The 14,970-nt window shown below is 71.4% G+C and carries 6 protein-coding genes; 5 read left to right on the forward strand and 1 reads right to left on the reverse strand.

Features of this window, described 5'->3' with window-relative positions:
* The 5 genes from J2848_RS33420 to J2848_RS33440 all read left to right on the forward strand — a co-directional run.
* On the forward strand, positions 1-4,970 hold a 4,970-nt coding region (locus J2848_RS33420), incomplete at its 5' end, for a beta strand repeat-containing protein (RefSeq protein WP_253568819.1).
* Between the two features lie 86 nt (positions 4,971-5,056).
* On the forward strand, positions 5,057-7,150 hold the full coding sequence (locus J2848_RS33425) for a TolC family protein (RefSeq protein ID WP_246194078.1): 2,094 nt from the start codon (positions 5,057-5,059) through the stop codon (positions 7,148-7,150).
* Positions 7,147-8,007, forward strand: coding sequence for an efflux RND transporter periplasmic adaptor subunit (locus J2848_RS33430; protein ID WP_246194077.1), 861 nt, complete (start codon positions 7,147-7,149; stop codon positions 8,005-8,007). The genes J2848_RS33425 and J2848_RS33430 overlap by 4 nt, the downstream gene beginning before the upstream one ends.
* Positions 8,004-9,491, forward strand: coding sequence for an efflux RND transporter periplasmic adaptor subunit (locus J2848_RS33435; RefSeq protein WP_149233393.1), 1,488 nt, complete (start codon positions 8,004-8,006; stop codon positions 9,489-9,491). Before J2848_RS33430 ends, J2848_RS33435 begins: the two co-directional genes overlap by 4 nt.
* 57 nt (positions 9,492-9,548) lie before the next feature.
* Complete coding sequence (locus J2848_RS33440) at positions 9,549-11,780, forward strand: site-2 protease family protein (protein WP_149233392.1); 2,232 nt, start codon at positions 9,549-9,551, stop codon at positions 11,778-11,780.
* A 32-nt stretch (positions 11,781-11,812) separates the two neighbouring features.
* On the opposite strand, the gene J2848_RS33445 is transcribed toward J2848_RS33440, so the two are convergent.
* A complete protein-coding gene (locus tag J2848_RS33445; RefSeq protein WP_149233391.1) occupies positions 11,813-14,947 on the reverse strand; it encodes a M10 family metallopeptidase C-terminal domain-containing protein in 3,135 nt (1,044 codons plus the stop codon).
* Positions 14,948-14,970: the final 23 nt, after the last annotated feature.

Below are 14,970 nucleotides of genomic sequence, written 5' to 3' on the forward strand. Positions count from 1 at the left end.
TCGACACCGGCGCCACCCTGGCGCTGGGGGCGGCCGAGACCATCGGCTCGCTGAGCGGCGCCGGCTCGGTCACGCTGGGCAGCTACACCCTGACCACCGGCGGCGCCACCAGCACGACCTTCTCCGGCGTGCTGTCCGGCACCGGCGGGCTGACCAAGGGCGGCAGCGGCACCCTGACCCTGTCGGGCGCCAACAGCTACACCGGCACCACCACCGTCAGCGCCGGCACCCTGACGGTGTCGGGCGGCTCGGCCATCGCCGACAGCAGCGCCGTCACGGTCGACACCGGCGCCACCCTGGCGCTGGGGGCGGCCGAAACCATCGGCTCGCTCACCGGGTCCGGTTCGGTGGCGCTGGGCAGCTACACCCTGACCGTCGACCTGTCCAGCGGCAGCGCCAGCTTCTCCGGCGCCATCGGCGGCACCGGCGGCCTGACCAAGACCGGTTCCGGCACCCTGACCCTGTCGGGCAACAGCAGCTACTCCGGCGCCACCACCCTGTCGGGCGGCGGGCTGACCGTTTCGGGCGGTTCGGCGATCGGCGACAGCAGCGCGGTGACGGTCGGCACCGGCACCACCCTGACCCTGTCGAGCGACGAGACCATCGGCTCGCTCGCCGGTGCCGGGACGGCGGCGCTGGGCGCCAACACCCTGACCACCGGGACCGACAACAGCTCCACCACCTTCTCCGGCACCATCACCGGCAGCGGCGGGCTGAGCCTCGACGGCAGCGGCACCCTGACGCTGTCGGGGAGCAACAGCGGCGGCTTCAGCGGCACCACGACGGTGCGGGGCGGCGGCACGCTGAGCGTGGCCGGCGACGCCAACCTGGGCAGCGGCACCGTGACGCTGAACGGCGGCACGCTGACCGTGACCGGGGCGGGCACGATCGACAACGCCTTCGATACCGGGGTCAACGGCGCCACGGTCAATACCGGGGTCGCGGTGACGCTGTCGGGCGTCATCAGCGGCAACGACGGCCTGACCAAGACCGGGTCCGGCACGCTGACCCTGTCGGGCAGCAGCACCTACAGCGGCAGCACCACCGTGTCGGCGGGCACGCTGCTGGTGACGGGGGCGCTGGGCGGCACCAGCGGGGTGACGGTGGCTTCCGGCGCCACGCTGGGCGGCACCGGCAGCCTCTTCGCCAGCAGTTCGTCCAACACGCTGACGGTGGCCTCCGGCGCCACGCTGGCCCCCGGCGTCGCCGGGACCAACAACGGCATCGGCACGCTGACCGTCAACGGCAACCTGTCGATGAGCGGCACCCTGGCGGTGGAGATCGCCGGCACCGGCTCGCCCGGCACCAACTACGATCAGGTGATCGTCAGCGGCGGCGTCACGCTGGCCAGCGGGTCCAGCGCGGTCACCGTGACCCGGGTCAACGGCTTCGCCGCCACCAACACCAGCTATACGGTCATCAACCAGACCGGCGCCGGGTCGGTGTCCAACACGCTGTCCGGGCTGGCGCAGGGCGCCACCCTGACCAGCAACGGCGACCTCTACACGGTCGACTATGTCGGCGGCACCGGCAACGACCTGGTGCTGAACGCCATCGTCAACCCGACCGTCTCGTCGGTCACCGCCACCACCGCCGACGGCACCTACAAGGCCGGCAGCACCGTCACCATCACCGTCACCTTCAACCGGGCGGTGACGGTCACCGGCACGCCGACGCTGGCGCTGGGCATCACCGGCCGCAGCGCCACCTACAGCGGCGGGTCGGGGACGACGACGCTGACCTTCACCTACACGGTGCAGGACGGCGACAACTCGACCGACCTCGACTACGCCTCCACCAGCGCGCTGACGCTGAACGGCGGCAGCATCGCCGACAGCTCCACCAGCCTGGACGCCATCCTGACGCTGGCTTCGCCGGGGGCGGCCAACTCGCTGGGCGCCAGCAAGGCGATCGTCATCGACACCGCGGCCCCGACGGTCAGCGCCGTCTCGGCGGTGAACGGCACCTACCGGGCCGGCGAGACCATGGACATCACCGTCACCTTCAACGAGGCGGTGACCGTCACCGGCACGCCGGCGCTGGCGATCACGCTGGACAACGGCACGGTGGTGCAGGCGACCTATCTGGCGGGATCGGGCGGTACCGCGCTGACCTTCCGCTACACCGTCGGCAGCAACCTGCTCGATGCCGACGGCATCGGCATCGGCGGCTCGATCACCGGCGGCAGCATCGCCGACCTGATCGGCAACAGCGCCATCCGCACGCTGAACAACATCGCCAGCATGGCCGGCGTGCGCATCGACAGCGTCGCCCCCACCGTCACCAACGTCACCGCCAGCACCGACAACGGCACCTACACCACCGGCGACACCGTCACGATCCAGGTGGTCTTCAGCGAGGCGGTGGCCGTCAGCGGCACGCCGACGCTGGCGCTGAACACCGGCCGCACCGCCAGCTACAGCAGCGGCTCGGGCACCAACACGCTGACCTTCACCTACACGGTGCAGGCCGGCGACACCTCCGCCGACCTGGACGCCGTCGGCGCGTCGGCGCTGAGCGGCTCGATCACGGACATCGCCGGCAACACCGGCGTCCTGACCCTGACGACGCCGGGCGATGTACGGTCGCTGGGGCTGAACAAGGACATCGTCATCGACACCACGGCGCCGTCGATCCGCAGCATCGTCGTGCCCACCGACGGGTCCTATGGCGTCGGCAAGACGCTGAGCTTCTACATCCAGACCAGCGAGGTGGTGATCGTCAACGGCACGCCGACGATCACGCTGGACATCGGCGGCCAGACCCGTCAGGCGGTCTACACCCCGTCGGCCAGCAGCGGGACCGTCCTGCGCTTCGACTATGTGGTGCAGGCGGGCGACAGCGACACCGACGGCATCGCCGTCACCGGCCTGAACCTGAACGGCGGCAGCATCACCGACAAGGCCCGCATCCCGCTGCCCGCGACGCTGACCGGCCTGCCGGGCCTGCAGAACGTCCTGGTCGACACCATCGCCCCGGACACCCCTTCGGCCCCGGTGCTGGCGGCCGGACAGGACACCGGCGTCTCCGCCACCGACGGGGTGACCAGCATCAACCGCCCGACGGTCGGCGGCACGGCGGAGGCCGGCTCCACCGTCACCGTCCTGATCGACGGCGTGGCGGTCGGCACCACCATCGCCGGCGCCGATGGCCGCTGGAGCTTCACACCCACCACCCCGCTGACCGACGGCAGCCATGCCGTCACCAGCCGGGCGACCGACCCGGCCGGCAACAGCAGCGGCAGCTCGGCGGCGCTGACGCTGACCATCGACACCGCGGCGCCGGTGCTGTCGACTCCGGTCATCTCCGGCGTCGACAACACGGCCAACGTCATCTCCACCCCCCGTCCGACCCTGACCGGCACCGCCGATCCGAACAGCACTGTCACCGTCATCGTCGACGGCGTCACCCTGGGCACGGCCACGACCGGCAGCGACGGCCGCTGGAGCTTCGCCGTCCCCACCCCGCTGGCCGACGGCAGCCACAGCGTGGTCACCACCGCCACCGACCGCGCCGGCAACATCGGCCGGTCGGGAACGCTGAGCCTGACGGTCGACACCCAGGCCCCGACAGTGTCCGCCGGTTCTGCTCCGACGCTGAGCGCCGGCGGCACGGCGACGCTGGGATCCGCGGTGTCGCTGTCGGACGCCAGTGCGCTGAACCGGGTGACGGTCACCCTGACCGACGCCCGCAGCGGCGACGAGCTGGTGATCGGCAACCTGCCGGCCGGCATCACCGCGACCCGCGACGGCACCAGCATCGTGCTGACCGGCGTGGCCTCGGCCGCCGACTATCAGGCGGCGGTGCGGGCGATCGGGCTGCGGTCGAGCGCCGACGATCCGAGCTTCGCCGGCACGGCGACCAGCCGGTCGATCAGCATCCAGGCCCGCGACCTCGTCGGCAACAGCTCGGCGGCGGCGACGGTGACGGTCGCCGTGGCCCGCGTCACGACCACCACCACCAGCACGACCAACACGACCAACACCCCGACGACGAGCACGCCGGTCACCAGCAGCGGCAACGGCCCGTCACTGTCCGGCAGCTCCGTGACCGGCTCCTCGTCGAACGGCCCGTCCTCCAACAGCTCGTCCTCCAGCAGCGTGTTGGGCGGCACCAGCGGTTCCGGGCCGAGCCTGCCGGGCAGCGGCGGCACCGGCAGCGGCGGCACCCCCGGCAGCTCGTCCAGCACGGATGCCGGCCGCTCGGTGACGCTGAACAGCGTCAGCGGCAGCTCGTCCAGCACGGACGCCGGCCGCTCGGTGACGCTGAACAGCGTCAGCGGCAGCTCGTCCAGCACGGATGCCGGCCGCTCGGTGACGCTGAACAGCATCGGCGGCAGCTCCTCCTCCAGTTCCGGCAGCGGACTGGGGGGAAGCGGCCTCGGCGGTGGGCTGGGTGGCGGCCTTGGTAGCGGTCTGGGCGGCAGCCTTGGTGGCAGCGGTTTGGGTGGTGGCACCGGCCTGGGCACCGGCGGCACGCCCGGAGGCACCGGTACGGGGATCGGAACCAACACGGGCTCCAATACGGGCACCAACGGCCAGGGCACTCCCGGCCAGACCGGCACGCAGGGCACCGGCCAGAACAATGGTCAGGGCCAGCTTCAGGGCCAAGGTCAGGGCCAGGAGCGGGGCACCGGCCCCGGCACCGGACAGGGCCGCGGCCCGACGGCCGGACAGCCGGGAAACCAGGGCCAAGGTCAAGGCCAACAGGGTCAGGGCCAGCAGGGTCAGGGCCAGGGCGAGCAGCAGGGCCAGCCCCAGAACCAGGGCGCTCCCCAGGATGGCGGCGGCACTCCGGCGGATGGCAGCGGCCGGCCGGCGGAAGGCGGGGCGGACAACCGTGCCGAGATCATGCCGGCCTCCCCCGGCTTCGCCCGTCAGGTCGCCCGTGCCCATGGCGGTCCGGCCGGCGCCGCCGACCTGCTGGCGGCCCTCGCCAGCCACGTCCTGCCCGACAGCTGGGCCGCCTGACGGCGGCCCGGCCCCTCCCCTCCCTCCTTCTCTCCAGCGTCGCTTCCCCGTCCAATCCATTTCCGCCGAACGGAATTGCTCCCACCATGAAGACTTCGACCGCTCACCTCCGCCGCCGCTTGCTTTCTTCGGTGGTTCCCGTCGCCGTCCTGACGGCATCCCTGCTGGCCGCGGGCTGTGCGGTCAAACCCGAGCCGCTGACGGCCGAGGAGAATCTGGCGCGGGTGCGCAAGGATCTGGGCGTCGTGCTGACCCCGCAGGAGCCGCTGACCAAGGCGGTCTCGATGGATGAGGCGATGGCGCGCGCCATCAAGTACAACCTCGACGAACGCGTGAAGCTGATGGAGATGGCGGTCGCCACCGACCAGCTGGAGCTGTCGCGCTACGACATGCTGCCGCGCGTGGTGGCGGCGGCCGGCTATGTCGGGCGCAACAACGACGCCGGGTCGGAGAGCCTGAACCTCGCCACCGGCCGGCGGACGGGCGAGAGCACCACCGCCACCGACAAGCACCGCCGCACCGGCGACCTCGCCTTCACCTGGAACGTGCTGGATTTCGGCGTCAGCTATCTGCGGGCGCGGCAGAATGCCAATCTGGTGCTGATCGCCGACGAACGCCGCCGCCGCGTCGTCCAGGGCATCATGCAGGACGTGCGCACCGCCTATTGGCGCGCCGTCGCCGCCGAGCGGCTGCTGAAGCGTCTGGCGCCGCTGGAGAAGCGGGTCGAGGGCGCGCGCCGCGACGCCCGCACGCTGGAGGCGCTGCGCGTCCAGGCGCCGCTGCAGGCGCTGAACTACACCCGCACCCTGGTCGAGACGCTGCGCCAGCTGCAGTCGCTGCGCCGCGAGCTGGTGGCGGCGAAGTCGCAGCTGGGCGCGCTGATGGGCCTGCCGCCGGGCGAGCCGTTCGAGATCGAGATGCCGGCGGCCAGCGTCATGCAGTCGCCGCCCAAACTGGATGTTGGCGCCGAGGCGCTGGAGACCTACGCCCTGCTGAACCGGCCGGAACTGCTGGAGGAGAGTTACAACCAGCGCATCTCCGCCGACGAGACCTGGCGGTCGCTGCTGAAGCTGCTGCCGGGCATCGACGTCAACGCCGCCCTGCGCTACGACAGCAACAGCTTCCTGCTGAACCAGCGCTGGGCCGATTACGGCGCGCGGATCAGCTGGAACCTGATCAACCTGATCTCCGCCCCCGCCACCAAGTCCTACGCCGAGGCGCAGGAGGAGCTGGTCGCCTTCCGCCGTCAGGCGCTGAGCATGGCGGTGCTGAGCCAGGTGCATGTGGCCGTGCTGCAGTTCCGCGAACTGAAGCAGGAATTCGCCCTGACCGCCGAGCAGGCCGACCTCGACACCCGCATCCGCTCGCAATACGCCAATGTCGGCGAGGCCGGACAGGGGGGCGAGCTGGGGGTGATCCAGTCGGAGGTGACGGCGCTGCTGTCCGACCTGCGCCGCGATCTGGTGCTGGCCGACCTGCACAACGCTTATGCCCGCGTGATGGTATCGGCCGGCGTCGACCCGTTGCCCGAGACGATGGCCGCCGACGATCTGCCCACCCTGACCCAGGCGGTGGGCCGGGGGCTGTCCTCCTGGCAGGAGCGCGCCAACAGCGTGCTGCGGGTGAAGGATCTGATGGCCGCGCCCAAGACCGCCGCCATCGACGCTCCCAAAAACACGCCCAAGGATACCAAAACCGAAGCGGCGAAGCCGGAAGCTCCCAAGCAGGAACCGGCTAGGCAGGAACCGGTCAGGCAGGCGGCCCCGGTGCCGGCGGCGGTCAGCGCGCCTGCTGCGCAAACTGCGGCTCCGGCCGCCGCTCCGGTTGCGACGGCATCCTTCTCTCCCGTCATCCAGGCGGATCTCGGGGCTTACGCAAGCCACAGGCTTGCCGAGCAGGAATGGGGTATGCTCGCCAAACGCCTGGGAACGGAGAGCAGCGGGGTCGGCGCCCTGTATGTCACCACCCGGCGCAGCCAGGACGGCAAGACCATCGTCCAACTGCGTGCAGGCGGCTTCGCCGACCGCACCGCGGCCGAGCGGTTCTGCAATCGTGTGAAGGATAGTCAGCGGGAATGCACCGTTCGCACCCTTTCGGCCCAGGAACAGCAACCCGGCACGCAGCAGTCCGGCACGCAGCAGTCCGACAGCCGGGCCACCGGCCGGCTCGCGGCGCTGTGATCCGTTCCGGTGCTCGGCCCGGCGTTGCAGCCGGCGCCGCTCTCCTGATCGCGCTGCTGGGTGGGGGCCTCGCCTCCACCCCGGCCGCGGCCCAGGACGCCTCGCAGGGGCAGGTCCGCGCCCTGATCGAGGCCCGGCGGCACGCCGTCCTCTCTTCCGAAATTCCCGGCCGCATCGCCCGCATGAGCGTCGATGCCGGCCAGAGCTTCAAGGCCGGCGACCTGCTGGTCGCCTTCGACTGCTCCAGCTATCAGGCGGAGCTTGACGGTGCCCGCGCCCAGCTGAACGCGGCCGAAGTCACGGCGCGGGTCAACCGGCGCCTGAACAGCCTGCGCTCCATCGGCGAGGCCGAGGTCCAGCTGGCCGAGGCCAAGGCCCAGGTCGCCCGCGCCGACGTCCGCAAGGCGGAGGTGCAGGCCCGGCGCTGCGACATCAAGGCGCCCTTCGACGGCCGGGTGGTCGAACGCCGCATCCAGGAGCATGAGTCGGTCGCCGCCGGCGCGCCGCTGCTGGAGATCCTCTCCGACCGCGACCTGAAGGTGGAACTGATCGTCCCCTCCTCCTGGCTGGTGTGGCTGAAGCCGGGGCAGCGTTTCGACCTGCGCGTCGACGAGACCGGCGCCACCCTGCCCGGCGAGGTGGTGCTGCCCGGCGCCAAGGTCGATCCGGCCAGCCAGTCGGTGAAAGTCACCGCCAAGCTGACCGGGGATGGGCCTCATACCGGCATGATCGCCGGCATGAGCGGCACCGCCATCTTCCCCGAACCGACAGTGTCGTCGCTGCCTGCCGGAAACCAGGCTGGAAACCAGGCCGGAAACCAGGGAGGCAACGCCAGGCCCGGAGCCGCGAAGCCATGAGCGCCGCCATGGCCCAGACCCCGCCCCAGCAGACAGCTCCGCCGCAAGGGGGAGGACCACAGGTGGGAGCCCCCCAGGGGGGCGCGCAGCCGGTCAACGGTCTGCTGATGCTGCTGGAGTTGCAGCGGCAGGCCTGGCGGCAGGCGACGGCGCCGGAGCTGCGCTATCACATCGTCAACCAGACCCGCCGGCTGATCGCCTACCGGCAGGCGGCCTTCCTGACGGTGGGGGAGCGGGGACGGGCGACGCTGGAGGCGGTGTCCAACATCGCGGTGCTGGAGCCGAACGCCCCCTTCGCCCAATGGCTGGAGGAGGCGGTGCGCGCCGTCGCCACGGGCGAGCACGCCAACAGCGTCCATGTCGTCGATCCGGCCACCCTGCCCGCCTCCGTGCGCAGCGCCTGGGGCGAATGGGGGCCGGCGCAGGTGCTGTGGTGCCCGCTGCGCAAGCCGGAAACCCCACGTGAGCCCCCCCGCGAGACGGTGCCCGCCGCCGCGCCGGAAAGCCGGGACAAGACCGTCCCGCCGCTGGCCGGCCTGTGGCTCGGCCGTGACGAGCCCTGGACCGACGGCGAAATCCTTCTGCTGAGCCATCTGACCGAAGGCTACGGCCATGCCTGGTGGGCGCTGTCGGGCAAACGGGCGAAACGGCATGGCCTGCGGCGCGCCCTGCTGCCGCTGCTGATGCTGCTGGCCGTCGCCGGGGCGCTTGCCATTCCGGTGCCGATGTCGACCCTGGCACCGGCCGAGATCCAGACCCGCAACCCGGTGATCGTCGCCGCTCCGCTGGACGGCGTGATCGAACGCTTCCATGTCCAGCCGAACCAGGCGGTGGCAGCCGGCCAGCCCTTGTTCAGCTTCGAGTCCACCGTCCTGCGCAGCCGTTTCGAGGTGGCGCGCAAGGGCCTGACCCAGGCGGAGGCGGAGCTGCTGACCGCCTCGCAGGCCGCCTTCGCCGATCCGCAGACCAAGGCGCGCGTTGCCCAGCTCCGCGCCCAGGTGGAGCTGCGCCGCGCCGAGATGGCGCTTGCCCGCGACCTGCTGGACCGGGTGACGGTGAAGGCCGAGCGCGCCGGCATCGCCGTCTTCACCGATGTCAACGACTGGCTGGGCAAGCCGGTGTCGGTGGGCGAGCGCGTGCTGACGCTGGCCGATCCGCAGGCGCCGGAGATCGACATCATGGTACCGGTCGGCGACGCCCTGGTGCTGGAACCGGGCTCCCCGGTGGAGCTGTTCCTGAACGTCGATCCGCTCCACCCCCTGCAGGCGCGGCTGACCCACGCCAGCTACGAGGCCGGCCTGTCGGCCGCCGGCGTGCTGTCCTACCGCGTCAAGGCGGCGCTGGAGTCAGGTCGGAGTTTGGGGGAAACCCCGCCCCGCATCGGCCTGCGCGGCACCGCCAAGATCCTGGGCGACCGCGTGCCGCTGGCGCTCTACCTGTTCCGCCGCCCACTGGCCCTGCTGCGCCAGTCGCTGGGGATTTGAGGCACTGCTCCAAGGCAGCTCCCAAGGCAAATTCCCAAGGCAAATCTGAGGACTCCCGTGTCCATCGCCCTCACTCCCTCCGCTGGTCCTCCTGCCGGCCTCCGCGCCGTCGACACCCCCCCGGCCGATCCGCTGGCATCCCTGCGGCTGCCGGGGTTGCGCGACGATCTGGCCCTGCTGCCGGCGCCGGCGGGACAGGACGGGGCGCCGGGCTGGACCATCCACGATCCGGTACGCAACCGCTATTTCCGCATCGGGCCGGAGGCCTTCGCGCTGATCGCCCACTGGCACCATGCCAACCCGCGCGCCATCGCCGCCGCGGTGGCCGACGACAGCCTGTTCGAGCCGGCGGTCGAGGACGTCATGGGCTTCTACCAGTTCCTGGCGGCCAACAACCTGACCGTCACCGTCGACACCGCCTTTCTGGCGCGTCAGGCGGCGGCGCGGAAGACCGGCTGGTTCTGGTGGCTGGTCCACAACTACCTGTTCTTCCGCATCCCGCTGGTGCGGCCGGACCGCTTCCTGTCGGCGACGGCGAGGCTGGTGGCGCCGCTCTACAGCCGGGTTTGGCTGGCCGTGGTCCTGCTGACCGCCGCCCTGGCCGGGCTGCTGGTGGCGCGGCAGTGGGACGCCTTCCTGCACACCTTCCAGCATTTCTTCTCCCCCGAAGGGCTGGCGCTCTACGGCGTCACGCTGCTGGGCACCAAGATCTGCCACGAGCTGGGCCATGCCTACACCGCCAAGCGCTTCGGCTGCCGGGTGCCGACCATGGGGGTGGCCTTCCTGGTGATGTGGCCGGTGCTCTACACCGACACCACCGACGCCTGGAGGCTGGTGTCGCGCCGGCAGCGGCTGGCGGTGGGGGCCGCCGGCATGCTGACCGAACTGATGATCGCGGTCTTCGCCACGCTGGCCTGGAGCTTTCTGCCCGACGGCCCACTGCGCAGCGCCGCCTATTTCCTGGCGACGGTCAGCTGGATCACCACGCTGGCGATCAACCTCAGCCCCTTCATGCGCTTCGACGGCTATTACCTGCTCTCCGACGCGCTGGACGTGCCCAACCTGCAGGAGCGCGCCTTCGCCATGGCGCGCTGGAAGCTGCGGGAATGGCTGTTCGGCCTGGGCGTGGCCCCGCCGGAGGAGATGCCGGCAACACGGCGCCGCATCCTGCTGGTCTATTCCTACGTCACCTGGGTCTACCGGCTGACGTTGTTCCTCGGCATCGCGCTGCTGGTCTACCACGTCGCCATCAAGGTTCTGGGGATCCTGTTGTTCGCCATCGAGATCGGCTGGTTCGTCGCCCGCCCCTTCCTGAACGAGGCCAAGGCCTGGTGGTCGTTGCGCGACCGCTTCCGTCCCAACCTGCGCAGCGGGCTGACCCTGGCCGGGCTGGCGGCGGCGGTCGGGCTGACGCTGCTGCCGGTGACCTCCACCGTGTCGGTGCCGGTGGTCTGGCGGGCGTCCGGCTTCGCCACCGTCTATGCCCCCCTCCCCGCCCGGCTGGAGGAGACGCTGGTCGCCCGCGGCCAGAGCGTGGTGGAGGGCGAGCCGCTGTTCCGCCTGACCGCCCCCGACCTGGAGGGCAAGCTGCGGCAGTCGGAGTTGCGCATCGACTGGATGCAGGAACAGATCGCCCGCCTGACCGCCAGCCGCGAGCAGCTCGACCGCGTGCGGGCGATGGAGGAGGATCTGGCCGCCACCCTGGCCGAGCGGCAGGGGCTGCTCGACAGCCGCGAGCGGCTGGTGGTGCGGGCCCCCCTGTCCGGCATCGTGCGTGACATGGAGGACGCCCTGACCCCCGGGCGCTGGATCGGGCCGAAGCTGCCGCTGGCGATGGTGGTGGCGCCGGGCAGCGGCGAACTGGTCGGCTATGTCGGCGAGGGCGATTTCGACCGGCTGAGTCCGGGGGCCGGAGCGCAGTTCCATCCCGACGACCCGCTGGCCCCCCGGCGCGCGGCGAAGGTGCGCGCGGTCGATCCGGTCGCCGTGTCGGTTCTGGACGTGCCGGCGCTCGCCTCGGTCAATGGCGGGCCGGTGGCGGTGGAGGGGCAGGCAGGCCCCCCGCCGGGCCAGCAGCCGCATGGGAACGCCGGCCGCAGCGCGCTCGCCCCGGTGGAGGCGGTCTACCGCATCACCCTGGACGTCGAGCCGGCCACGGCCGGCAGTGCGCAGGAGGGGCCGGAACGCGTCACCCGCGGCATCGTCCGCGTGTCGGGCGAAGCCCGCAGCTTCGCCGAACGCTTCTGGCGCATGGCCGCATCGGTGCTGATCCGCGAGACGGGATTCTGATCGGCCTTTTCCGGATTGCGGCGGGCGGCTGCCTACCCCATTCCCACCGCCAGCAGTCCGTCCCCCGCCGCGGCGAGGCCGGCCGATTGCGGGCGGACATAGCCGATCGGGTTGGGACGCGGCTCGTTGCGGCCATACTGGATGAAGTGGACCAGCGCCTGCTGCTGGTCGCTGCCGAAGGCGCGCTGAAGGTCGGGATTGGCCGCCAGATAGGCAAGCGCGTTGAACCTGGTCGGGCGCCCGTCCGCCTGCCCGGTGGACTGGTAATGGGCGGTGGCGGCGGCGGTGTCGGTGCCGAAGGTTGCCGCCAGATCCGGGTTGGCCGCCAGATAGCTCAGCGCGTCGAAGCCGGCGGCGTCGCGCCGCGGCGTGTTGCCGTAGAGCACGACATAGAGCTTCACCTGCTGCTCGTTGCCCGAGAAGACGCTCAGCAGGTCCGGGTTGGCCAGCAGATAGTCGTGGGCGCTGAAGCTGGTGCTGCGGTTCTCCAGCCGGCCGTAGCGGATGTAATGCTCCTCCGCCCGCACGGGATCGTTGCCGATGGAGGCGGCGAGGTCGCGGTTGGCCGCCAGATAGGAGAGCGCGTCGAAGCTGGTGCTGCGCCCCTCCTGCCGGCCGCTGGACAGATAATGGCCGGCCGCCCGGGCGGTGTCGGTGCCGAAGGCGGCGGCAAGGTCGGGGTTGGCGGCAAGGTAGGCCAGGCTGTCGAAGCTGGTGCTGCGCCCCTCCCGCCGGCCGGAGGTCACGTAATGGCGGGCCGCCGCCGCCGGATCCAGCCCGAAGGCGGCCGCCAGATCCGGATTCGACACCAGATAGCCGTAGCCGTCGAACCGGGTGCTGCGCCCTTCCCGCTGGCCGCTGGACAGGTAATGACGGGTGGCGGCCGTCGTGTCGGTGCCGAAGACGGCGGCGAGGTCGGGGTTGGCGGCGAGATAAGCCAGCGGATCGAAGCTGCCGGCCGACCGGCCCTCCCGCCGGCCCAGGGCCAGATAATGCCGGCTCGCCGCCGCAACGTCGATGCCGAAGACCGCCACCAGATCGGGATTGGCGGCGAGGTAGGAAAGCGGGTCGAAGGAGCGGGTCGCTCGCCCCTCCGCCCGGCCGGCGCGCAGGTAATGCTCGCGCGCTGCCGCCGCGTCGGTGCCGAAGCTTGCTGCCAGATCGGGGTTGGAGGCGAGATAGGCCAGCGGGTCGAAGCCGGCCATCGTCTCGGCCAGCGTGGTCACCCGCAGGGTCACGGTCTGGCCGCTGACGGCTCCCTGGCTGTCGGTGACGGTGTAGGCGAAGGAGCCCGGCGACGCCGGGGTGCCGGCTGGCGCCTGATAGGTCAAGCCGGCCAGATCGGCGGTGCCGAGCGTCATCCCGCCGGTGACGGCGGCGCCGCTGGCCAGCCGGAGCGTGCCGGAGGCCGGCAGCCGGGCCAGCGTCACCGTCATGCTGTCGCCTTCATCAGGGTCGCTCGGCCGGTCGATGCCAAGCGCGATGGCCGGCCCGCCTTCCTGGGCGGTCAGGGTCTTGTCGCCCTGGACGACCGGCGGCCGGTTGGCCGGGCGCGAGGCGATGGTGAAGCCGATCCAGCGGCTCCACGCCACGCCGTTGTAGGCGCGCACCGACAGTTCGTCGATGCTAGGCAGAGTGGAGGCGGCGAAGGTGACGCCGGCGAAAGCCGCTGCGGTCAGCGGCACCACGGCGCCGGTGGCCTGGGCCGTCCCGCCGACCATGATGGAACCGGCACCGTCGGTGTTGTCGACCAGCTCATACTGGGTGACGAGGCCGCCGGCCGGATCGGTCGCCGTGATCAGGCTGGCGAGGCTGAGGGAGGAGCCGATGGAAACCCGGCCGGCCCTGGCGGCGACTGCCGGGGGCAGCAGGCTGATGCGGGTGTCGGCGAACAGGGCGTATTCGACGTCGGTCAACGTGTCGGTGCCCTCGCCGCCGCCGGATATGATGGCGCCATCGGACGTGACGGTGACGGTGTAGGAGGCACGGCTGCCGTTGTAGACCGCGGTGTCGGTTCCGCCGTTGCCCTGCAGCGTGTCGTCGCCGGCTCCGCCGGTCAGCGTGTCGTCGCCCGCCCCGCCGGTCAGCAGATTGTTGGCGGTGTTGCCGATCAGGATGTCGTTGCCGCTGCCGCCGATGGCGTTCTCGATGGTGACCCCGGTGGCGATCGACACGTTGCCCACCGCCAGCCCGCCCGAGCCGTTGGGGCCGATGGAGCTGAAGGCGCCGGGCGTCAGGTCGATGGTGACGGCCGAGGCCTGCCCGCCGGCGTCGATGGTGTCGGTGCCGGCGGCATCCCAGATCGACTGGCTGACCGCGACCGTGTTGCTGGCGAAGGCATAGCGGTCGTCGCCGATGCGGGTGCTGGTGTTGGCGCCGTACAGATATTGGGCCGCCGCGATGTCGTACAGCGCCGGTCCCGTCGCCAGCCCGTTCAGGCCCAGGCTGGGGTGCCGGTTGTAGGACATGACCGTGTAGCGGTAATTGTCCTCGGTCGAGGACAGGTAGGGCGGTTCGCCCCCGCCGCCGGTGGCGTTGTAGTTGCCGGGATGCTTCAGCCCGATGGCATGCCCGATCTCGTGCAGGATGGTCAGGTAGCCGTAGCTGCCAAGCGTCGGGCTGCTGTTGGTGCTGGTGTTGTTGGCGAGATAGATGTCGCCGCCGGTGTCATAGAGCGAGCCGGTCGGATAATAGGCGTAGGCGGCGCTGGAGCTTTGCCGGTTGGTGCCGACGCGGATCGACCCGCCCTGCCCGCTGTTGGCGCTGTCGGAGGTTTCGACGAAGAAGATGTTGGCGACGGCGCTCCAGGCGGCGAAGGCTTGGCGCACCGCGTCGCGCTGGGCGCTGGACAGCGGCGCGAAGCCGGTTGAGTCCGAAGTAGAGGCGTAGGACGGCGCCTGCTCCATGAAGCTGTAGGTGACCGTCGCCCCGCTGCCGACCCCGCCGCTGCCCCAGCGCGGCGTCCCCGTCGCCAGCAGGGCCGAGACGGTGGCGGTGGCAGCCCCCTGGGACAGAGAGCCCTGCGGGTCCAGATTTGCCGCAATGGGGGCGGCACTCCAGCCGGCGGCCCAGCCGGCGGCCCAGCCGGCGGCATTGCACAGCAGGCAGGAACAGGCCGGCAGCGGGCCGACCGAAACGTCGAACAGGTCGGAGAGGGTGGTCGTCATGGCCGCGAGGGAATCCACGCCGC

This window comes from Azospirillum lipoferum, from assembly GCF_024170005.1.
GTDB lineage: Bacteria > Pseudomonadota > Alphaproteobacteria > Azospirillales > Azospirillaceae > Azospirillum > Azospirillum lipoferum.

What these genes read in the sequence shown, in the direction of transcription:
- J2848_RS33445 (WP_149233391.1), bottom strand. Translation starts at nt 14,947, where the DNA reads ATGACGACCACCCTCTCCGACCTGTTCGACGTTTCGGTCGGCCCGCTG.
- J2848_RS33435 (WP_149233393.1), top strand. Translation starts at nt 8,004, where the DNA reads ATGAGCGCCGCCATGGCCCAGACCCCGCCCCAGCAGACAGCTCCGCCG.
- J2848_RS33425 (WP_246194078.1), top strand. Translation starts at nt 5,057, where the DNA reads ATGAAGACTTCGACCGCTCACCTCCGCCGCCGCTTGCTTTCTTCGGTG.